At 45.9% G+C, this 20,645-nt stretch carries 19 protein-coding genes and 1 pseudogene; 5 read left to right on the forward strand and 15 right to left on the reverse strand.

The window, feature by feature from the left end; translation table 11 throughout:
* Positions 1-42: 42 nt before the first annotated feature.
* Entirely contained in the window at positions 43-2,055 is a 2,013-nt protein-coding gene (locus tag M5J74_RS11775) for a serine/threonine-protein kinase (RefSeq protein WP_250016742.1), read from the reverse strand.
* A gap of 319 nt (positions 2,056-2,374) precedes the next feature.
* Between M5J74_RS11775 and M5J74_RS11780 the strand changes: the two genes are divergently transcribed.
* The 3 genes and pseudogenes from M5J74_RS11780 (at position 2,375) to M5J74_RS11790 (ending at position 3,178) form a co-directional block, all read left to right on the forward strand.
* Positions 2,375-2,680, forward strand: a complete 306-nt coding sequence (locus tag M5J74_RS11780) for an ATP-grasp domain-containing protein (RefSeq protein ID WP_106217089.1) — start codon at positions 2,375-2,377, stop codon at positions 2,678-2,680.
* A gap of 53 nt (positions 2,681-2,733) precedes the next feature.
* Positions 2,734-2,961, forward strand: a complete 228-nt coding sequence (locus M5J74_RS11785; RefSeq protein WP_015154289.1) for a type II toxin-antitoxin system HicB family antitoxin — start codon at positions 2,734-2,736, stop codon at positions 2,959-2,961.
* Positions 2,954-3,178: pseudogene (locus tag M5J74_RS11790) on the forward strand (type II toxin-antitoxin system HicA family toxin). Before M5J74_RS11785 ends, M5J74_RS11790 begins: the two are co-directional and overlap by 8 nt.
* A gap of 6 nt (positions 3,179-3,184) precedes the next feature.
* Here M5J74_RS11790 and M5J74_RS11795 read toward each other — a convergent pair.
* The 9 genes from M5J74_RS11795 to M5J74_RS11835 all read right to left on the reverse strand — a co-directional run bounded on the left by M5J74_RS11795 (position 3,185) and on the right by M5J74_RS11835 (position 11,251).
* Positions 3,185-4,105, reverse strand: coding sequence for an NAD(+) kinase (locus M5J74_RS11795; protein WP_015154290.1), 921 nt, complete (start codon positions 4,103-4,105; stop codon positions 3,185-3,187).
* A 4-nt stretch (positions 4,106-4,109) separates the two neighbouring features.
* On the reverse strand, positions 4,110-4,415 hold the full coding sequence (gene nuoK, locus M5J74_RS11800; protein ID WP_015154291.1) for an NADH-quinone oxidoreductase subunit NuoK: 306 nt from the start codon (positions 4,413-4,415) through the stop codon (positions 4,110-4,112).
* 28 nt (positions 4,416-4,443) lie between these two features.
* Positions 4,444-5,091, reverse strand: coding sequence for an NADH-quinone oxidoreductase subunit J (locus M5J74_RS11805; RefSeq protein WP_015154292.1), 648 nt, complete (start codon positions 5,089-5,091; stop codon positions 4,444-4,446).
* A 137-nt stretch (positions 5,092-5,228) separates the two neighbouring features.
* A complete protein-coding gene (gene ndhI, locus M5J74_RS11810) occupies positions 5,229-5,822 on the reverse strand; it encodes an NAD(P)H-quinone oxidoreductase subunit I (RefSeq protein WP_015154293.1) in 594 nt (197 codons plus the stop codon).
* 91 nt (positions 5,823-5,913) lie between these two features.
* Positions 5,914-7,032 (reverse strand): NADH-quinone oxidoreductase subunit NuoH, encoded by a 1,119-nt coding sequence (nuoH, locus tag M5J74_RS11815; protein ID WP_015154294.1) that lies wholly within the window; start codon positions 7,030-7,032, stop codon positions 5,914-5,916.
* Between the two features lie 320 nt (positions 7,033-7,352).
* Positions 7,353-8,492, reverse strand: a complete 1,140-nt coding sequence (locus M5J74_RS11820) for a citrate synthase (RefSeq protein ID WP_015154295.1) — start codon at positions 8,490-8,492, stop codon at positions 7,353-7,355.
* Positions 8,493-8,583: 91 nt separating this feature from the next.
* Positions 8,584-9,120 (reverse strand): phosphohistidine phosphatase SixA, encoded by a 537-nt coding sequence (gene sixA, locus M5J74_RS11825; RefSeq protein ID WP_106168798.1) that lies wholly within the window; start codon positions 9,118-9,120, stop codon positions 8,584-8,586.
* A gap of 132 nt (positions 9,121-9,252) precedes the next feature.
* Positions 9,253-10,542 carry a bifunctional oligoribonuclease/PAP phosphatase NrnA gene (locus M5J74_RS11830; RefSeq protein WP_106168797.1) on the reverse strand — a complete coding sequence of 430 codons (1,290 nt, stop codon included), beginning with the start codon at positions 10,540-10,542 and terminating at the stop codon, positions 9,253-9,255.
* Positions 10,543-10,753: 211 nt separating this feature from the next.
* A complete protein-coding gene (locus M5J74_RS11835; protein WP_015154299.1) occupies positions 10,754-11,251 on the reverse strand; it encodes an HNH endonuclease in 498 nt (165 codons plus the stop codon).
* Between the two features lie 86 nt (positions 11,252-11,337).
* Here M5J74_RS11835 and M5J74_RS32650 point away from each other — a divergent pair, with 86 nt between their 5' ends.
* Both M5J74_RS32650 and alr read left to right on the forward strand, forming a co-directional pair.
* A complete protein-coding gene (locus tag M5J74_RS32650) occupies positions 11,338-11,463 on the forward strand; it encodes a hypothetical protein (protein WP_256498777.1) in 126 nt (41 codons plus the stop codon).
* A 106-nt stretch (positions 11,464-11,569) separates the two neighbouring features.
* The gene (alr, locus tag M5J74_RS11840) at positions 11,570-12,775 is read left to right on the forward strand and encodes an alanine racemase (protein WP_250016744.1); all 1,206 of its coding nucleotides are present in this window, start codon (positions 11,570-11,572) and stop codon (positions 12,773-12,775) included.
* Positions 12,776-12,847: 72 nt separating this feature from the next.
* Here the strand turns inward: alr and M5J74_RS11845 are convergent, their stop codons facing one another.
* The 5 genes from M5J74_RS11845 to lpxA all read right to left on the reverse strand — a co-directional run bounded on the left by M5J74_RS11845 (position 12,848) and on the right by lpxA (position 20,544).
* Positions 12,848-14,128 (reverse strand): glycosyltransferase family 1 protein, encoded by a 1,281-nt coding sequence (locus M5J74_RS11845; protein WP_250016746.1) that lies wholly within the window; start codon positions 14,126-14,128, stop codon positions 12,848-12,850.
* 698 nt (positions 14,129-14,826) lie between these two features.
* A complete protein-coding gene (locus tag M5J74_RS11850; protein WP_015154302.1) occupies positions 14,827-15,324 on the reverse strand; it encodes an RNA-binding protein in 498 nt (165 codons plus the stop codon).
* Between the two features lie 679 nt (positions 15,325-16,003).
* Positions 16,004-18,160 (reverse strand): M48 family metallopeptidase, encoded by a 2,157-nt coding sequence (locus M5J74_RS11855; RefSeq protein ID WP_250016747.1) that lies wholly within the window; start codon positions 18,158-18,160, stop codon positions 16,004-16,006.
* Between the two features lie 262 nt (positions 18,161-18,422).
* Positions 18,423-19,622, reverse strand: a complete 1,200-nt coding sequence (gene lpxB / locus M5J74_RS11860) for a lipid-A-disaccharide synthase (protein WP_250016749.1) — start codon at positions 19,620-19,622, stop codon at positions 18,423-18,425.
* Between the two features lie 88 nt (positions 19,623-19,710).
* Positions 19,711-20,544, reverse strand: coding sequence for an acyl-ACP--UDP-N-acetylglucosamine O-acyltransferase (gene lpxA, locus M5J74_RS11865; RefSeq protein ID WP_250016751.1), 834 nt, complete (start codon positions 20,542-20,544; stop codon positions 19,711-19,713).
* Positions 20,545-20,645: the final 101 nt, after the last annotated feature.

Consider the following 20,645-nt stretch of genomic DNA (forward strand, 5'->3'; position numbering starts at 1 on the left):
CTCTTCTGCTCCCTCAGTCAGCTCTCTTCTCCCTACTCCCGATTACGGCGATAGATGCCAAAGAGCAATTCTCTTGTCTGCACTACCACTAACTAGAGTCTGTCCATCTCGACTGAAAGCAACCGACCAAACCGGAGCTGAATGTCCTCTCAGGGTAGCTAGTGTCTCTCCTGTAGTCAAGTTCCATACTCGAATAGTCTTGTCATCGCTGCCCGTAGCAATTTTTTGACCGTCTGGGCTGAAGGTGACAAAATTGACATCAGCTGAATGTCCCGTCAAGGTGCGTATTTCTCGTCCCGTGTTGGGATTCCAAATTTTGATCGAGCGATCGTCACTGACGCTTGCCAGTTCTTGACCAGTTGGACTAAAAGCGAGGGAGTTAACATCGCCTGTATGCCCTCTGAGGGTGAAAATTTCCTGTCCTGTATTGAAATTCCAGATTTTGATCGTTCTATCTGTACTACTGCTGGCAAGCCTTAAACCATCTGGGCTAATGGCAACGGACAAAACTTCAGCAGCATGACCCCTCAAAGTCCGAAGTTCCTCTCCTGTCTTGAAGTTCCAGATTTTAATTGTTTTGTCATAACTCCCACTAGCAAATTTTTGACCGTCTGGGCTAATGGCAACGGTATCAACATAGCTAGCATGACCCTTGAGGCTACGAAGTTCCCGTCCCGTATTCAAGTTCCAAATTTTAACTGTATTATCCTTACTGCCACTGACTAGAGTTTGACTATCTGGGCTAATGGCGACAGAGTAAACCCAGTTGGTATGACCTTTAAGGGTGTTGAGTTCTCGGCGATCGCTAAAATTCCAAATTTTAATCGTTTTGTCGTCGCTACCACTAGCAAACTTCTGTCCGTCTGGACTGAAATCAATCGTATTAACTTCCCCAGTATGCCCTGCGATCGTGGAGATTCGATTGAGATACCAATAACCATATCCCAGCAATCCTAATAGCAGGATAACACCCCCCACTAGCAGTCGCTTTTGCAACCGTTGGAGAGGAACAAGCGTGGGCAGCGCTTGAGTACGATCGCGCTTGAGTTGCAGTCGCTTTCCCTGACTCGAAGGCTGTCCTATAGGGTTAGAATCTGCCTTGATGCTACCAATTTCGCTTGATGGTAGTTGGGTTTCGATTGTCGCTGGGTCAACAGATAACTGGATGCGATCGCTAAAGTCTCGCAGCACTTCATCAGCATGTTGATAGCGCTGGAGAAAGTCTTTTTGTAGCAACTTGTCTAGAACTCGCTCTAATTTTTGACTAATTGGCGTTTTAAGATATTGTCGCCAGTCTGTCACCCAGCTGTAGCCTTTTTCCGTCCACAGTTGAGATGGATGGATCTGGGTCAGCAGATAAAAGCAAGTTACGCCTAAACTGTAGAGATCGCTAGCTGGATAGGCATCCCCAATATTCATTTGTTCTAGCGAGGCATAACCAAAGGAGCCGATGCTTGTTCCTGGGCTAGCGATCGCCGTTGCCGATAATTGCTTGGAAACGCCAAAATCGATCAGAACTGGTTTACCGTCACTCTGACGGCGAATGATGTTTTCTGGCTTGAGATCCCGATGAATCACATGATGGGCGTGGATAAACTGGAGAACTGGCAATAAGTCACTCAACAGTTGCCAAATTTTTTCCTCGCTAAATATCCCTTGTTGCTCTACTTCCTGCTGCAAAGTTTGCCCTACAATTAACTGCTGTACCAGATACAGGTAGTTATCCTGTTCAAAGTAGGCGTATAACGCCGGAATCTGCGGATGTTCCCCTAACTGTTGTAGGCGCTGTGCCTCTTCCTGAAACAGCTCATTTGCCTTTTGCCAAGCTTTGGTTCCTGGAAATTGCGATACCAATTGCTTGACAACACACAGTTCATTTAGCTTGTCTGTATCCTCTGCCAAAAAAGTTCTACCAAACCCGCCGCTTCCTAACTGGCGGACGATCTGATAGCGATAGCGCAGCAGCGGCTGAATTTCTTTGCCGCAACTGTGGCAGAAGGGCGTTCCTTTGGGATTCAAAGGCTTCTGGCAACTAGGGTTGAGGCAGTAACTCATAATCAGCCGTTAACCAACCGTTGGGTATTATGATAAGTCGTTTCTATAGCTTATTTATACCGCTTATTGAAACCGCTCTCAGCAGAGCGATCGCCCTTGCAGCTCGAAAGACTTTTTCATCATGCTCGATTCAGCGCTAAATTTCACCTATTTTCATTTTATTGAATATATACTGATTTATTCTATTGAATGGTATGTCAGTTTGGATATGTTAACATTTCTTTTTCCTAGCGATTATTTTAATCCGAAATAGCTCGATGAAGCCTATTTCGCTCAGGCTGTATGTTTACAAACAGATATTAAAATCGTTGTGGATGAAATGCAAAAATTTAGCGGCACAATTGAAGGTGGTGTTTGTGTTCGACGAGTTGAAGATTTTATATCGGATTCCGAGCGGCGTTACTTTGTTATTAATGGTAGAGTGTTTGCTGCCAATTCAGAAAAGAAAATTCCAACTATTGTAGAAGAATGTGCGAAAAGAATTAATAGTAAGTTTTTCTCCGTAGATGTGGTAGAACGTAGAGACGGAGTTAAACGCATTGTTGAAATTGGCGACGGGCAAGTTTCAGATCTTGTAGGATGGACAACGGAACGTTTTGCTGAGATTTGGTTAGATGAATGCTAAGATTTTAGTAACGGTAAACAATTATCTGACCTACAATTTATGTCTCTATATCCATGAAACAAATAAAGCAGTTTACAGGAATTATTGAACGGGAAGAAAATGGATACGTTTCTTTGTGTCCAGAGCTGGATATTGCCAGTCAAGGTAGTACAGTTGAGGAAGCAAGAAATAATTTAATTGAAGCATTAGAATTATTTTTTGAAACAGCAGAACCTACTGAAATAGAAACTCGATTGCACGGTGAAGTATTTATCACTAGGTTGGAGGTTGCGATTGGGTAGGCTGCGAGTTCTCTCCGCTCAAGAAGTTTGTCAAATTCTCGAACAATTTGGGTTGATTAAAGTTCGGCAGCGTGGCAGTCATATTATCATGCAAAAGCGAACCGAAGATACAACAATTACTGTTCCCGTGCCGAACTAGTCGGAGATACGTATAGGTACTCTGCAATCTATTATTCGGCAGTCAAGATTACCTCGCTCTCTATTTGAGGAGCAATAATAGCGCTCAATTCCGGTGATTATTAGTATATTGAATTCTCGCTCCCGCCCACTGTAATTTCTCGCGTAAAGTTTGATAATAAGAATAATTTTCTCGCAAAATAATAAATTTAGCGTCGCAATCTGCCATCTGAATATCAACTCGCTGTCCGGGCCAAATTGCAGTTGCTAAAACACTATCCATCCATAATTTAGTATTCAATTCGTAATCGCCTAAAGCCCACACGCTGACGACGGAACCAGGTGGTAAAACAATCGGTCGGCTGGAAAGGCTCATCGGACAGATGGGAGTCACGGTAATCGCTTTCATCCCGTCATGAACGATGGGTCCATTGGCGGAAATGGTGTAGCCTGTGGAACCAGTGGGAGTCGCAATAATTAACCCATCACCCTGATATTGATCGACCACTTCCCCGTCAATTTCCATTTCTAGAATAGAGGTGATCGAGCGGTCAGCAGATGCGGGTTTTATACACATTTCATTTAATGCTAAAAAGCGATCGCTAACTCTTTCTATCTGCGAGCGATTGCCTTCATAAAGTCCCGCTTGTAACATCATCCGCCGCTGAACCGCGTATCTATCCTCTAACAGGCGATCCCAGACTTGTTCTGAATCTTTAAAACTCTCAAATGACTCGGTTAAAAAACCTAAATTTCCACCCACATTGACAGCTAAAATAGGGATTCCCTCAGCAGCTAAGTGCCTTGCAGCTGTGAGTACCGTGCCATCGCCTCCTAGAACTATCGCTAGGTCGATTGGTGCAACTGCTGAGGCGAGAAATACTGGATAAGGATTGTCTTTGGGACCGCTCGGACCCATCAGTATTCTACAGCCACGGTCTTCTAACTGCTGGGCGCAAATTTCTGCCCAGCGGCGACTGAGGGAATCTCCTGCTTTATGAGCGATGATGACTTGCTTTAACTGCACTCAACTACCACTTTAGTAGATTGAATTGCTCCATATCGATTGTGTCGCGATTACGGTAAATCGCTAACACAATTGCTAATCCTACAGCTGCTTCAGCCGCAGCAACGGTAATGACAAATACAGTAAAGACCTGACCCTTAATTGCTTGTGAATCTAAAAAGTTAGAAAATGCCATCAAGTTTAAATTTACGGCATTGAGTAACAATTCAATTGACATCAAGACGCGGATGGCGTTGCGACTGGTAATCAAGCCGTAGATCCCAATACAAAATAGGGCGGCGGCGAGAATGAGAAAGTACTGGAGTTGCATTTATTTCTTGGCTTGCGAGTATCTAAATCTAAGAGTTGCCTTTGGCTTGCTTGTCTTTACTTAAATTGCTGGTGCGATCGCCCGACACGGTAATGAGTTCGCGCGGACGTTCTGGCAATGTCAATACGGGTTGTTCTTTACGAGGCGAAATTATTTGTTCTGGCAAAAATTCCCGCCGCGCTAAAATAATTGCCCCTACCATTGCCATTAATAACAAAACTGAAGCCAGTTCAAACGGTAGCAAGAAGTCGCTGAAGAAATGTTGTCCAATCGAGACGATGGAATTATTACCAGGTGTCACGCCAGTAGAATATACCCAAGGCGTTGCCAGCACCATCGTACTTAACAGCGCGAATAATCCTAAACTGACGATCGCAGTTAATGTCGGGCGTACCCAAGCATTCCGCAGCGGGGCGAAATCCTCGCGCTTGTTTACCAACATAATCGCGAATAGAATCAGTACGTTCACCGCTCCGACGTAAATCAGCACCTGAGCCGTGGCGACAAAATCAGCATTCAGCAACAAGTACATTCCCGCAATACTGATAAATACCCCTGCTAATAAAAAAGCAGAGTAGACGATATTGGACAGCAGCACCACTCCCAAGGCTGCCCCAATCATCATCGCTGCTAAGATGCCAAACGAAACAATCTGTACCCCTTGTGCTATGTTCACAACTCTTTATCCTTTGCAAATTGGTAATTGGTAATTGGTAATTGGTAATTGGTAGTTGGTTGTCGTTAGAAGTCGATCTTTTTTGACTTTTAGCTTTTGACTTTTGATTCCCTTACCCATTACCTATTACCCGTTACCTACTGAGCAGTCTGTTCTTCTTGCTTGACAATTTCTTCTGGTAGCATACCAGCTCGTTTGGCATCTGCTGGCAGATCGTGCGGGTCGAGTACGCCTTTGGGCAAGTAAACGAGTTCCCGCAGTGGCGTAACCATTGGATCTTGGGTAACTTTATACGGTAAGCGACCTAGAGCTACGTTATCGTAGTTGAGTTCGTGGCGATCGTAAGTACAGAGGTCGTATTCTTCTGTCATGGATAGACAGTTTGTCGGGCAGTATTCCACGCAGTTACCGCAGAAAATACAAACGCCAAAATCAATACTGTAGTGATTGAGTTTTTTCTTTTTCGATGGTTTGTCAAATTCCCAATCGACTACAGGTAGGTTAATCGGACAAACACGAACGCACACTTCACAAGCAATACACTTATCAAATTCAAAGTGAATTCTGCCGCGAAAGCGTTCCGAGGGAATCAGTCTTTCGTAGGGGTACTGAACTGTAATCGGTCGCCGTTGCATGTGGTCGAAGGTTACTGCTAGCCCTTGACCGATATAGCGAGCTGCTTGAACTGATTCTTTGGCATAATCGCCAATTTGCTTGAGAAATTTCAACATGGTACTGTGGTGTTTCTCTCTTTTAAGGTCATAGGCAATTGGTAATTGGTAGTTGGTAATTGGTAGCCGATCGCCAATTACCCATTACCCATTACCCGCCGAAGGCAAAGGGAAAAGCTAACTTCAGTGCTGCGGTCAAAAGTAAATTAACTAGACTTACAGGCAGCAAAAACTTCCATCCTAAGTCTAATAACTGGTCGATCCGCACGCGGGGCACTGTCCAGCGCAGTAGGATGGCAATAAAGACGAGGAAATAAGCTTTGAGTAGTGTCATCGTGATGCCTAAAGCAGCATCTACGACTTGCAACCAAGAGCTATCTCTGCTCACTCCTACCCAATCAGCAAGAATGTCTAGGGGAATGGGAAATTCCCAGCCACCGAGGTATAAAATAGCTACCATTAAGGCAGAAAGGACGAGGTTAACATAGGAACCCAAGTAGAAAAGACCGAATTTCATGCCAGCGTATTCGGTTTGATATCCCGCCACCAGTTCTTCTTCTGCTTCTGGTAAGTCAAAGGGCATCCGTTCGCATTCTGCTAAAGCTGCAATCCAGAAAATGACAAAACCAAGCGGCTGTCGCCATACGTTCCAGCCTAAAATGCCGTAGCCCGATTGCTGTTCCACAATGTCGATGGTGCTAAGGCTGTTAGACATCATGACAACCGCCAGCACTGATAGAGCAAGGGGAACTTCGTAGCTAATTGACTGCGCTGCTGCTCGTAAGCCTCCGAGTAGGGAGTATTTGTTATTGGAAGAATAGCCTGCCATCAGCAAACCAATCGGCTGAATGCTCGACAATGAAATCCATAAGAAAACTCCCATCCCTACATTAGTAATTACCAAGTTCTGTCCGAACGGCACGATTAAATAAGACAGAAACACGGGAATGACAACAATGATGGGTCCGAGGGTAAATAGTAGCGAATCTGATTTGGCTGGAACCACATCTTCCTTGAAGACTAGTTTCAAACCGTCAGCTACAGGAGCTAGTAAACCAAATGGACCGATATATTCAGGACCAATTCGCTGTTGCGCGGCAGCAGAAATTTTCCGCTCCAACCACACGCATACCAACACCCCCACTGTCGAGCCAATAATCATTAAAATCATCGGCAGTGGCATCCATATGACTTTGGCTACATCCGCAGGTAGTCCCAAATCCATTAGGGTTTCAATAAAAGTACCTTGCAGGTCTATTCCTGAATTCATGCTTTGCACTTGGTAAGAAGTAAGCAGTGAGTAGTGAGTAGTGAGTAGTGAGTAGCGAGTAGTGAGTAGCGAGTAGTGCAAACACTAAACTCATTCCTCACTCTTTACTCCTCTTCATGAAGATTTTTTTAACATTCCACTGCCTAGTATATCGTTCGCTGGCTCACAGCAAAGCAGAGTACTTGAGAAGTTGTACTTATACTTGTATTCGAGGTTTGTCTATAGTTAGGTAATTGGTGAGTAGATAGTGGCTGGTGGCTAGCAGAGTCAGCTTTTTATGTCTACTCACCAGTCACTAGCCATTAGTCACTCCTCACGACTCACTGTCTCAAATGAACTGGAGTATAGGAGACATCGTGATGACCGTTGTAGACTTGGGTGGGGCGATAAATACGGTTTTGGACGAGCTGTTCTTTCCAGTGAGCTAGCCAACCTGCTACGCGGGCGATCGCAAATACGGGCGTAAATAAGTCCGTAGGGATACCCATCTTTCTATATACCAAGCCAGAGTAAAAGTCAACGTTAGGATAGATGCCTTTCCCGCCCAGTTTTTCTGCTACGGCATGTTCTAACTCTACGGCGATGTCATAGTATTTGTCGTAGCCGAATTTTTCAAATAACTGCTCTGCCAATTTTTGTAAAATGGTTGCTCGCGGGTCTTTCACCTTGTAGACTCGATGACCGAAGCCCATGATCTTAGCTTTGCGCTGCATACAGTCCTCTAAGTAAGGACGGACATTTTCTACCGAGCCAATTTCTTCTAGCATCGTAATCACTTCCTCATTGGCTCCTCCATGTAGCGGTCCGCCGAGAGTACCAACTGCTGAAGCGACTACAGCGTAAGGATCGGTTAGCGTTGAAGCCGTTACCCGTGCCGAAAACGTGGAAGCGTTCATCGTATGTTCGGCATGGAGAATTAAGCAAACATCAAAGATCCGTGCAGCTAATGGGTCTGGTTCCCGTTCGTTGAGCATGTAGAGAAAGTTTGCGGAGTAATCCAAGCCGTCATGGGGGCGCACGGGGTCGTTGCCATTCCGCATCAACTGAAACGCTGCGATCATCGTCGGTACTGTTGCTAGTAGCCGCACGACGGCATCTCTGACGTATACGGGGTTCTCTAAGTCGCGTTTAGAATAGAACAAGCCTAATGCCGCTGCTGAGGCTTGTAGTGCATCCATCGGATGACCGCTTTCAGGAAAGCTTTTCATCATATCCCGAATGCGATACTTAATTCGCCGATGATGTCTCACCTCATGCTCGAATTCCTCTAACTCTTGCTGAGTTGGAAGTTCACCCCAAATTAAGAGGTAGGCAGTTTCTAAAAAGTTACTTTTTTCGGCTAACTCTTCGATGCGGATGCCGCGATACTCCAGTATCCCTTGTTGTCCGTTGACAAAGCTGATACCGGATTGGGCGGCAGGGATGCCTTCTAGACCTGGTCTAAATTCGCAAACGGACATAGCTACACTGGCTGCATAGAAAAGACAATACTCAAGCTAACTTACCAAAAACTTGCCTTGTGTAGTTAGTTTTACCAGAATTATATGCTATCTAGAGCAGAAACTTCGGTGGAGCTAGCCAAAACAGTTGGCTTCGACCCACGGGAGAGTTGACTTTTGGTAAGTTAATACCAATGATACCTGCTTTTTTCAGAACTAGGGCAGCAGAGTCATCATCCAGAGAATTTTCAGCAAATGCTAACTCTTGTTTGAGTTTTCCCCAAATCAGCATTTCTGCCCATTGTCCCAAATCTGGTTCGTGACCGACTAAAGCTAGTTGAGTATCAGTAGCCAGCATTTGCTTTTGTTCTAGCCAGCTTAACCACAGACGAAAATCTCCTTCTGGAGACAGGTGGCTAGATTCTTTAATTTGAGAACTCAATCCACAAGTTTGCAAGATTTCTGCCGTTTGCCTTGCTCTAGCGAGAGGACTGGTCAAAATTAGCTCAAATCGCAAGCCGAGTTCGTAGAGGCGTTTTGCTATTTGTTGGGTTTTTTCCCGCCCTTTGGCTGTCAATTCCCGTTTTTCATCCTCCACATCAGGACTTCTTTCTTCAGCAATACCGTGACGGATTAAATACAATTCCATAATACGATTTTAGATTTTGGATTATGGAATTGGTAATGGGTCACTGGTCAGGAGTCACTGGTCAGGAGTCACTGGTCAGGAGTCACTGGTCAGGAGTCACTGGTCAGGAGTCACTGGTCACTGAAAAAGCCCCTATTCAGTCTGAATCGGACTATCTTGTGGGTTGACCAGTCGTTGAAGCTTCTGCTTGATTTGAGCGTCGAAGACTTCCCATTTCATTTTGGCGTACGCAGAAATTTCATTACTGCCAGATAAGAAGCCCATCGGAATTTCAAAGCCACCCGCGCCGCTACGTCCGCCGCCGAAGAAGCGTCCTTGATTGTCTTGTCCGAAAGCTTCTTTGAGAAATTCGTCGGGGTCTAGGGTGAGTTTGGTGGTACGTAGCGACCCGATGACAACTTCTAGTTCTTCATCTTCGTCGTGAACGATACCATAAACGACAGCCGTGTGGACGTTTTCTTCTGTGACTAAAAAGTCAGCTGCTTGAGGAATAGCATCGCGGTCGTCATAACGTAGGTATCCCACACCTGCAATAGAAAAGTTATTTTGAACTATACGATTTTTCAGCGATCGCTCGATCACATCCATCACCCGTTTGGAGCGATTGGTCTGCAATACGGCTTTGAGCAATTGGTAATCGTAAAATCGACTCAAAAAGCCTGCTGCCTGAAAATCCTCTTCTTGTGCTTGCATTAAGCTGCTGGTGTCGGAACGCAAGCCGTGCATCAAGGCAGTGGCGCATTTGACGTGTTGTCCGACGCTACTATCGAGTACCAGTAACCCTGTTTGCAAGTACTGGGTCAAAATTGTGGCTGTGGCGCGAACGTTGGGACGAATATCGGCAAACTCTGGCTTGAGTTCTCCTTGCAGGCTGTGATGGTCAATGACCGATATGAGTGGCAAACCTGCTTCTAAAACGAGCGAGAGTAGTTGACTTGTCGTCCCTTGGTTGTCAACTAGCACGTAACCTTTATAACCAGATAAGTCTTTGCTTTTAGCTGTTTGAACTGGTAGGCGCTGCGCTGGTAGTCCCGTTAGTTTGACTAAAGCAATATTCTCTTGATGGCTCAGGGTTCCGGCATAAACGATGTCGCACTGCAAATCATATTGCTGCGCGATGAGTTGGTACGCCCACGCCGACGAAAGAGCATCGGGGTCGGGGAAGTCTTGCAATAAGACTAAATGTCGTTCGTGCTGATGTCGCTCTAAAACTTGCCGCAATGCTTCCACTTTTGACGTGGTGGAAGAACCATTGTTGTTGCGTCCAACTGGTTGAGTCCCAGAATCGCCGGACAAGGGAGCGAGAGATGGTTCTTGGGTTGCGACCGCAGATCCCATATCTATCTCAACTTCTTCAACAGAAGGCTCGCTATTGGAAGTGGAAGGCAGACTATTAAGCTGCTTGAACGAGTTCAAGGGCATAAATACTATCGTATGCGTGTGAAGCGAAAATTGTGGTCAAAAATGTTACTATTACTCGATAAACTGTATCAGCCTCATCGCACAGTGACTGCAATTTTTTACTGCAATTATTTTAGGCATCAACGGTTATGCTACTCAATCCGGCGCTGGGATGAAATACAAATTCTATTTCTCATCATAGCTCTATAGCAACTATTCAGCCAGAGGTCGATTAAAGACCGATGACATACTTTTGCCACTCATCATGCAGACCGCTCTTGAGATGCTTGGTGACTTCAAAGTAGAGGCTGCTGTAGGGCTTGCGCGGCGGATGGCGCAGATGCATGTGTGCCTCGGATGGAGTGCGACTGCCTTTCTTGACGTTGCAGCGGACGCACGCAGTAACGATGTTTTCCCAAGTATCCATCCCGCCACGCGATCGCGGTAGAACGTGATCTAACGTTAAATCCTCCCCGATGTAGCCGCAGTATTGACAACTGTGACTGTCTCGATGGAGGATATTACGTCTGGTAAGGGGAATTTCTTTGTAAGGGACGCGAACGTAGTGACGCAGGCGGATGACAGTCGGCAAGGGAAACTCGGCGTAAATGACTTTGCCGTTGTGTTCGACTTGCTCCGCTTTGCCTTTAATTAGCAATACAATTGCCCGTCGCCAGCTCGTGATGTTAATCGGCTCGTAAGAGGCGTTCAGGACTAATACCTTAGCCATTGAGTATCGCAGCAGCCAACTTTTTTACAAGATATTAACATAATTACTCATATTTGCGTCATTTGTCATTAATTAAGTGGTGAGTGGTGCGTGGTGCGTGGAAAGAGACAAGGGGGACAAGGGGGACAAGGGAGACAAGGGGGACAAGGGAGACAAGGGGGACAAGGGGGACAAGGGGGCTAATTCTGGTTCCACCAGCTACCAGCCACTAGTCATTGATAACTGATAACTTTGTACAGACGTTACATGTAACGTCTCTACACTGACAACTGATAACTGATAACTGGTAACTGGTCACTGAAAACAAGAGGAGTGGGGATGCTGAGTCAGGAGCAGAGTGAGAAGACGGTTTTTAGTAATGATGTCGTGGGTGGATTGCGTCAAAGAGCCTGGGTGGAAATCAATTTAGGTGCTTTAGCCCATAACGTGCGGCAACTCAAGGGCTTGCTAGCGGCTAAAACAGCGTTAATGGCAGTTGTGAAGGCAGATGCTTACGGTCATGGAGCGGTGACGGTGGCACGTACAGCTTTAAGTGCTGGAGCAAATTGGTTGGGTGTGGCAACCATACCGGAAGGAATTGAACTGCGCCAAGCAGGAATTGACGCGCCGATTTTGATTTTAGGTGCAACGCATACGCCGGAACAACTAAAGGCGATCGCCCACTGGCAACTTCAACCGACGCTGTGCGACCCCAAACAAGCTTTGGTCTTCTCTGAAACTTTGGCTGCGACTACGGGTGGTAATTTACCAGTTCATGTCAAACTCGATACGGGAATGTCTCGCCTTGGACCCCTGTGGGAACAAGCAACAGAGTTCGTGCAGCTAGTCCATTCTTTACCGCATTTGCAAATCGCTAGTATTTATTCTCACCTGGCAACGGCAGAAAACCCAGACCGCAGGATAATGCAGCAACAACAGCAGCGATTTGAAACGGCGATCGCACAGGTTCAAGCGGCTGGTGTCTTTCTTCCATTGCTGCATTTAGCCAACTCAGCTGCTACTTTGACTAGCCCCGATCTACATTACGATTTGGTACGTGTGGGGTTAGCAATGTATGGACTCTACCCAGCAGCTCATCTCAGCAGTTCTGTCCAGTTGAAACCCGTACTGCAAGTCAAAGCGCGAATTACGCAGGTAAAAACTATCCCCCCCAATACAGGCGTGAGCTACGGACATCATTTTGCCAGCGATCGCGAACTCCGTTTGGCTGTGGTGGGAATTGGTTATGCTGATGGCGTACCGCGCAATCTCTCTAACCGCATGGAGGCTCTGATTTGCGGTCGGCGCATCCCCCAAATTGGTGCTATTACTATGGATCAGTTAATGCTAGATGTGACGGCAATTCCAGATGTAGCAGTTGGAGAAGTCGTCACTCTCCTCGGACAAGAAGGTAAAGAACAAATTACTGCTGATGATTGGGCAGCAGTCTTAAAAACAATTTCTTGGGAAATCCTCTGCGGCTTTAAGCACCGTCTGCCTCGGGTTGCTGTGAATAGGGAGCAGGGAGCAGGGAGCAGGGAGTAGGAAAAGAGTGACGAGTGGCAATTGGCAAGGAAATCATCCACTCACCACTCACCACTCACCACGCACCACTCATTACGCGCTAATAGCTTTTTTCTTCGTGGGTACGACGGTTGATGTTTCTGTCATCAGTTTGGTGTAAAGCTCGCCTAGTTGTTTGGCGACTCCTTCCCAACTAAACATATCTTCTACCCGTTGTCTTGCTGATGAGCCGAGGCGATTTCGGAAGGCAGTATCGCTCAAGATTCGGTCAATAGCAACAGCAAAGGCTGCATCATCTTTAGGTGGAGCGAGTAAACCTGTCTCTTCTGGGACGACAGTAAATTGCAATCCGCCGACATCGCTAGCCACTACTGGCGTACCGCTTGCCATTGCTTCAATGGCAACTAGACCAAATGGTTCGTAGTGACTGGGAACGACACAAACATCGGCAGCGGCGTAATAAACAGGTAGATCGACATCGCCTAGCCGTCCGGAGAAGGAGGTAAAATCGCTCATCCCTAATTCTTTGACAATACCTTCAATGCGATCGCGCTCGATGCCATCGCTTTGTCCTGGGCGGCTACCACCACCGATAATCAGTTTGATGTCTTCTTTGCCACGCAATTGCAACTGGGCAACTGCTCGCACTAAAGTTTCAATTCCCTTGCGCTCGTCAAATCGTCCGACATAAAAGACAACTTTGCTTTGTGGGGGAATTCCTAGCTGTTGTCTGGCAATTTTGCTGTCGATCGCGCCAAAGCGATGAATATCTGTACCGCAAGGAATAATGTCAATATTACCTTTGGTAGAGACATGCGATCGCATGTGTTCTTTTTCTTGCGGGCTAGTGGCAACAATCCGCTCTGCTGTTTCTAGTACCCTTTTTTCGACTTCCAACCGCTTCGAGGCAATCAGTGGTACGGTTGCAACCGACTTATATTTAATTGCGCCTAAAGAGTGATATGTATGGACTTGTTTGATGGATTGGGCTTTCTTCAATTCCATGCCCACCCAGCTAGAAATCCAGTAGTTGGTATGCACTAGAGGATATCGATAACCAGTTTGCTGTTGATACTGGAGGAATGCTTCGACAAACTCCGAGGCATAACCAAAAATATTGTCCCTCGGAACGAATTCCTCAGGACCAGCGGTTAAGCGAATTGTCCGACAATTCTCGCTATGTTCGACAATCTTTGCTTGTTCGGCGCTAGCTTTGCGGGTAAACATATCAACCTGCCATCCCAGTTTACCCAATGCTTCACCCACTTGGCGGACATAAACGTTCTGCCCTCCAGCTTCTTCTTTCCCAATCTCAATCGCAGGGTCGCCGTGGACTGAAATTAGGGCAATTCGCTTTTGATTTTTGTTGTTCATAGCTTTGTGGCTATTGAATTTGCACCGTAACAGGGGTGAATGTAAGGAGACTTTACAAAGGCTTCTGTCTTTACCCCTAAAGTTTATTAAGTTTAATTTACACAATACCACACGCGATCGCATCCTCTAGGTGGATGAATTGCCATGCATACAAATCTTCCTTAGGGATTATCCGCTCCAAAAGATAGATTTCTACTGTTACTTTTTATTGATGACAGTTAGGTATGTCAAAAAATATTTAAGAAAGGTTGCATGGCTGCAAGTTCTCTTTACCTAAAGCACAGCTTCAATTAGTTATTGTTGGCAAGAGTTAACTGACGAGCGAGTTTTTCTATGAAATTTAAGTATAAAAACAACTAAGTATACGAGCAAAACCTCCGGTTGATTTTGTATAATTTTTGACTTAATGTATAAGTTTATTTTCTATATAATATTTGAAAATTTAATTGAATACATTCAATATCCGACTTTTTCCATATGCCTCTAGAGCGATCGCTTAGCACATTTTTTCCCAGAAGATTCTGAGGCAAGGCTGAGTTCATGTCGCAGTCACTCTAACAACTAGAACGCCCACTCAGAGAGTATAGGGGGAGAGTAGGAGTGCAGATGAGAAACAGCTGACAACAACTATTCGCTAATCGTCAACCGCTAATTGCAAACAATCCTTGACTCCCAACACCTAACCCTCAATCAGATGCCTATCCATTAGTAGTTTGAGCTGCCAACATCTGTTTCAGCTTTTCTAGTTCAGAAGCCCAACGAGGATCGGGACGAATTCCCTCAGCATCAGACGAGCCTGTAGAAGTTCCGGCAGAACCACCACGACGAGGTTTTTTCCCACTACGCTTATTGCCACCGCTTTTTTCTGCGTTGCTACTAACAGGAGCATCTCCAGTATTAGCACTACTAGCAACAGGGGCTTGGTCTTCCTCTTCTTGACCTTTGTTACGAGGCAACGCCTTCTCAATCTTTAGTGGCGTTTCCTTAAACATATAGCCGTTATATTTCTCGATGATTTCGTCTGCTTGCTCGTCATTATTGACAGTAACAAAACCAAAACCACGGCACTTTCCGGTCTTGCGGTCTTTAATGACTTTTGTAGTCACGTTACTACCCGCATCAGCAAAAACTGCTTGCAACTCTTGCCGATCGACTTCATCTTTTGGCAAATTACCAATGTATAAACGGACTGGCATGAAATGTACCTCTCAACTTGGATGCAATTAAGGTTGTTAACAAAATTTCTGACAGGAGGGTGAGGTGAATAGTGGCAAGAATCGCCGCAAACCGTCGCCAACTAACTTTTGCCTTAAACTGTCAACTTCTAAAATCCAATTCATTGTATTGGCAAAGACTGATAAGTTTATCATGCTACGGTACGATCTAAAAGCTTGACTGCGCAGTTTTGGCGGTTAGATCGCAACGGCGTTTGACTCCTGATGATATTTCCGATCGCCTGGAAAGTTGACACCATCTTCTAAAATATCACGGTTGACACTATAGATATTGTTTTCAAAATAGATTTGTGCTTATTGTCAGTTTTTTAACTTCGGATCGGGCTATTGAGTATAGAAATGCGATACCTGTCTCACTAACTCCTGAAATAAAAACCAGCCTGTGGCTGGTCTGGCTGTTGCTGTGTTGGAAGGAGAAAAACCTGACCCAAACTAACCGAAGCGTAAGACGTTAGGTCGCTTTAACTTGCAGCTAGATCTGGACTTTAGTTGTTTATGTAAATAAATGTAACATAAACAACTAGGATTTTGCAATTAATCTTTACATTATTGGTTGGTAATTGGTAGTTGGTAATCGGTAATTGGTTGTTATTCTCCTCTGCTCCCTGCTCCCTGATAACTGATAACTGATAACTGATAATTAATAACTGCCTCCCTTTACAATCACGTACACGCCCCAAATTGTAGCGGCGATCGCCAGTGCAATCGACCAAGCCTGATGGCTGCTGGTACTGGTTTTACCGGCTTGAGTTCGTAAAATTTCAATATCGATCCAAGCCGTAGCCCCACGGCGGAACCAGCCTGTTAAAATAACATGCCTTCCAATTAAATCGGTAGGGTCGGTAGAGGGTCTAAGCAAAAGACAGCCGAGGGGTCCCAGCCAAGAAGCATGATGCAGCTTGACTAAGCCAGTTGGTAAGTGCAGCAGTAAATCTTGTCCGAACCAGTTGCCAATACCGCGCCGTCCTAACAACTTACCTTGGAGGCGGAGAGGCTGCGGGACAACTGGTAATAAATCGGGATTAGACAACAGCTCGGCAAGATTGGGACGATTTAGCAAGCTGGTAGACTTTGTTTCTGGAAATAAAGCATTTAGCCGCAGAAAAATACCGAGGCTCAAGCCAATCGCCAAGCTACCGCGCACGATCCACCAATCACCCCACATCCACGCTAAGTAAGGATTACCCAACCAGTAACCGCCGAGCCATCCAATTAGCCACATAAAACTGCTAAAAGCAGCACCGAGGAGAACTCCTAAGTAAGGAGAAACTTGTAATAATAGCGAGTCGTGAAGAAAGAAGGGTGTGGGGTGTGGTGCGCGATCGTTCTCCTCTAGCTTCCTTGTCCCCCTTGTCCCCCAACGACTCCCGACTCCCGACTCCCGACTCATTCGTAAATTTAATTCAGTATCCAAGCGCCAAAAGTGGGCAATTTGATTCAGCCGTTGGAGGCGATCGCCCATTGAGGGATGAGCTTGGTTGATGCTAAGCCAGTAGCGCAAAGGATTCGTGCAGTCCCAGGCTAAAGCTGCCTCTAATTCGGGTAATGAATGGAGATTGCTCAGGGAGATCGCTTGTTTGTAGCTGATAATTGCGAGTAAGTCCCAACCTTCTAGCAACCAACTGGTATGTCCTTGCTGTTGAATATCTTGAGCCACACCACGGGCAATTTTGAGTATGGCGCGACTGAGGGCGTTAGGATTACCAGTTAATTCTGCGGCAAGGCGATCGCTGTAGTATATGCGTAACTGAGAGAGCCAAAACGTAGGTAAACGTAGAAGCAACCACAGTCCATAAGCAAAGTTAGCGGCGATCGCGATAAAGGCTTGTAGAGTTTTATTCGATATCTTGTTGCCCCACTGCGATAACTGGGAATAGGTTATGTAGGGTAACTGAGTAACTAATATAAATTGAGATAAAACGATAAAATCCCAATTAGCTATCTGCCCTAATTGTGTTGCATAGATAGCGGCAATTTCATCATCTGCGAGTTGCTCTAGCAGACCTTGACTTACGACTATTCTTGCCGTGCGGCGCAGGTTGCCATAAGTGAAAATCAGAGGCACGGTTGTAGGTAACAGACGTAACTGAGGTAAACGACAGTGGTGCTGGCGACAAGAGCGCTGTAGCAGCCTGCTAGCTTCTGGGCTGGAAATTGCCAAAGTTTCCAGAGATAGGTGTTGAAGCCCGTGCCACCATCTCAGTAACCCATCTATCAACCAAGGGGATAGGGCTAGCAACAGCACTAATACGAATACGATCTTGGTAGTATGGTCGTGATAGAACGGCTGAAACGGTTCTAGATAGGGGAGTTTTACCAATAAATCGTTAGTCAATCCCATCGCCAACTCAATGAGTTGTTGGATCGACCAAAATAGAGCGATCGCGCTACCGCACTGTAACAACCAAAATGGAATCAAATTAATAGTTGGTAATGGCTGCCAGCGTTGCGCTCTTGGTGCTTGCTTGAATTGGAGAAAAGTGGCTGGTGACTGGTGGCTGGTGGCTAGAATTGCTCCCTCTGCTCCTAGTCTCATAGTCTCCTCTGCTCTTCTGCTTAGAAACTCCCTCAGCTCTTCGATTTGGAGATTGCTGCTTTGCGCTAAGAGTCGGCAAAGGGAGAGCAGGTATTTGATATTGCTACTAGAAGTTGCTGGCTGAGTTTGTTGCTCGGCGATGGAAATATTTTCTGTCTGACAGAGGATTTCTAAATGAGCGATCGCCCCTTGATAGTCTTCTTGTTGGAGTGCTGTTTTTGTTGCTTCTAGCAACATTTCAGGATCGCCAGTCATAGCCATAAACCATAAACTTTCTTGCTTTCACCGATCGCCAATACCTTCAGAACTTACGCAGCCGATCCCCCAAACCCCCTTTTTAAGGGGAACCAGGGGGATCGAGATCTCAGATTTTCTTGTGCGTAACTCCTGACCTTATCGCCACCGATTCTGGCACAATCAGCTAGATATGAGTAGAAAGTGAGTCGCGAGTAGCGAAGAAAAGGGTGTGGGGACAAGTCACAAGTCAGAACCATCTAGCCACCAGCCACCAACCACTAGCCACTCACCCGACTCCCGACTCCCGACTTCTAGCTAACAATATTTGCCATATCTCTGTAGCAGCACGATCGCCTACGCCTGTTTCTCCTAGAAGCGATCGCATTTGCTGATAGTCTGTTAAAACTTGGTGGCGGCGAGTTGGGTTGAGCAGCAATTCTAAAGCTTGTTGGGTAATATTTTCCGGTGTGGCTCGATCTTGAAGTAACTCTGGGACGATCTCGCGATCGACAACTAAGTTCGGTGGCGAAATCAAGGGTAAGTTAATTTTGAGGAGATTGCGGGCAATCCACGCTGTAAACCGACTGACGCGATAAATTACGACTTGCGGCACGTCTAACAAGGCAATTTCTAGATTGACCGTACCAGATTTAGTAATTGCTAAATCAGCTGCCGCGATCGCCTCTAAAGTTTGACCGGAAAGTATAGTTGCTTGTAAGCCGTAATCTTTTACTGCTTGGGCGATTGGTTGGCGATAGATTTCTAAAGATAGGGGAATCCAAAAACTTACTTGTGGTAGTTTTGCCTGAATTGCTTTTGCTGCTTGAAACATTGCTGGCAGCAGATATTTTAATTCTTGGTGACGAGAGGCAGGAATTAACGCTACGCTCAGAGCCTCTGGTGCAATACCTAGCTTAGCCCTTGCTACTTCGCGACTAGGTGCTGCCTGCACGCGATCGAGTAGAGGATGCCCTACCCAAGTAACTGACACGCCCAAGCGTTCAAAATAACTGGCTTCTGCGGGAAATATTGCCAACAACCGATCCGTCATCTTGACTAAGCGATCGATTTCTCTCCGATTAGACCACCAAACCCACATTTGGGGAGCAATAAAATACACGATTGGAACTTGGGGAAAAGTTCGCCGGATGTAGCTGCCTAAAGCCAAATTGGGTCCGGCATAGTCTATGAGTACGACAAGATCGGGGGGATGTTGTTGGAGATATTGTTTAGTTTGACTTTGAATTTTGAGGGTAGGTAAGACAAATGGAATTGCTTCCCAGACAGTACCAACAGAGCCAATGCTAGCAGTATTAGCCAAAAGACGAGCGCCAGATGCTGCCATGCGATCGCCTCCCAAGGCAACAATTTCTAGAGGCAGATTGCGATCGCGGCTTTGACGATGCAATGCTTCTACAAGTAAAGCTCCTTGAAGATCGCCCGAAACTTCGCCCGTACTAATGAAAATTCTGTAGTCATTTGTCATTCGTCATTTGTCATTTGATAAGTTGTTGGTTGTTAGTTGTCAATTGTGTTTTAACTTTTGACTTTTGACTTTTGACTTTTGACTTTGCCTAACATATTTCCTCGTCACTGTTAGGCAATTGTCGCCCAGGAATGGAACCGCGCCTGGGTTTAACCTGGGACATCCGCAAAAATTGCAACAGATGCTGTACGTGTTCGTTATCTGCAATTAGCTCTAATTGTTCCAAAGCTTGACTGAGAGTGAGATCGGAACGATAAAGAATGCGAAAAGCTTTTTTCAAGGAACGATAGACTTGCCCTTGTTCTGCTTGGGCAATACCGGCGCGTCTAATTCCTACAATGTTGAGCGATCGCACTCGTGCGGGATTGCCTTCTACTAACATATAGGGTGGCACGTCCCTAGCGATACGACTCATACCACCCACCATTGCTAGTTTTCCGATATGCACGAATTGATGTACGCCCAAAACGCCGCTGATTGTGGCGCGTGATTCAATATGGATGTGTCCGGCTAGAGCCACACCATTGGCGATCGTCACAGAGTCTTCAATGATACAGTTATGACCTACATGAGCATAAGCCATTAATAAGTTATTGTTACCTATAATCGTGGCTTCTCCGGCACGAGTGGCGCGGTTGATGGTGACGTACTCGCGGATACGATTGCCGTCGCCAATTTTTACCATTGAGGAACCGCCATCGTACTTAAGGTCTTGTGGTTCTAGCCCAATTGCCGCTCCCGGAAAAATTTGATTTCTCGCCCCAATTTCTGTTGGTCCCTCCAACACAACATGAGCGCCAATGGTAGTTTCGGGACCAACTTTGACTTCCCGACCAATAACCGCGTAGGGACCTACCTCTACGGTCGGGTGTAGTTCTGCTCCTGGATGGATTGCAGCAGTATGATGAATGAGTGTTTTCAAGGATGCATCTCCAATCGAGGCGCTAGAAAATCAGTTGTCAGTTATCAGTTATCAGTGTAGAGACGTTACATGTAACGTCTCTACAAAGTTATCAGCGATCG

Origin of the sequence: Chroococcidiopsis sp. CCNUC1, from assembly GCF_023546805.1 — a bacterium.
GTDB classification, from domain to species: Bacteria; Cyanobacteriota; Cyanobacteriia; order Cyanobacteriales; family Chroococcidiopsidaceae; genus Chroococcidiopsis; species Chroococcidiopsis thermalis.

What these genes read in the sequence shown, in the direction of transcription:
- M5J74_RS11780 (WP_106217089.1), top strand. Translation starts at nt 2,375, where the DNA reads ATGCAAAAATTTAGCGGCACAATTGAAGGTGGTGTTTGTGTTCGACGA.
- ndhI (WP_015154293.1), bottom strand. Translation starts at nt 5,822, where the DNA reads ATGTTGAAATTTCTCAAGCAAATTGGCGATTATGCCAAAGAATCAGTT.
- lpxB (WP_250016749.1), bottom strand. Translation starts at nt 19,622, where the DNA reads ATGACAAATGACTACAGAATTTTCATTAGTACGGGCGAAGTTTCGGGC.
- nuoH (WP_015154294.1), bottom strand. Translation starts at nt 7,032, where the DNA reads ATGAATTCAGGAATAGACCTGCAAGGTACTTTTATTGAAACCCTAATG.
- M5J74_RS11775 (WP_250016742.1), bottom strand. Translation starts at nt 2,055, where the DNA reads ATGAGTTACTGCCTCAACCCTAGTTGCCAGAAGCCTTTGAATCCCAAA.
- M5J74_RS11820 (WP_015154295.1), bottom strand. Translation starts at nt 8,492, where the DNA reads ATGTCCGTTTGCGAATTTAGACCAGGTCTAGAAGGCATCCCTGCCGCC.
- M5J74_RS11850 (WP_015154302.1), bottom strand. Translation starts at nt 15,324, where the DNA reads ATGCCAGTCCGTTTATACATTGGTAATTTGCCAAAAGATGAAGTCGAT.
- M5J74_RS11855 (WP_250016747.1), bottom strand. Translation starts at nt 18,160, where the DNA reads ATGGCTATGACTGGCGATCCTGAAATGTTGCTAGAAGCAACAAAAACA.
- M5J74_RS11835 (WP_015154299.1), bottom strand. Translation starts at nt 11,251, where the DNA reads ATGGCTAAGGTATTAGTCCTGAACGCCTCTTACGAGCCGATTAACATC.
- M5J74_RS11830 (WP_106168797.1), bottom strand. Translation starts at nt 10,542, where the DNA reads ATGCCCTTGAACTCGTTCAAGCAGCTTAATAGTCTGCCTTCCACTTCC.
- M5J74_RS11785 (WP_015154289.1), top strand. Translation starts at nt 2,734, where the DNA reads ATGAAACAAATAAAGCAGTTTACAGGAATTATTGAACGGGAAGAAAAT.
- alr (WP_250016744.1), top strand. Translation starts at nt 11,570, where the DNA reads ATGCTGAGTCAGGAGCAGAGTGAGAAGACGGTTTTTAGTAATGATGTC.
- nuoK (WP_015154291.1), bottom strand. Translation starts at nt 4,415, where the DNA reads ATGCAACTCCAGTACTTTCTCATTCTCGCCGCCGCCCTATTTTGTATT.
- sixA (WP_106168798.1), bottom strand. Translation starts at nt 9,120, where the DNA reads ATGGAATTGTATTTAATCCGTCACGGTATTGCTGAAGAAAGAAGTCCT.
- M5J74_RS11845 (WP_250016746.1), bottom strand. Translation starts at nt 14,128, where the DNA reads ATGAACAACAAAAATCAAAAGCGAATTGCCCTAATTTCAGTCCACGGC.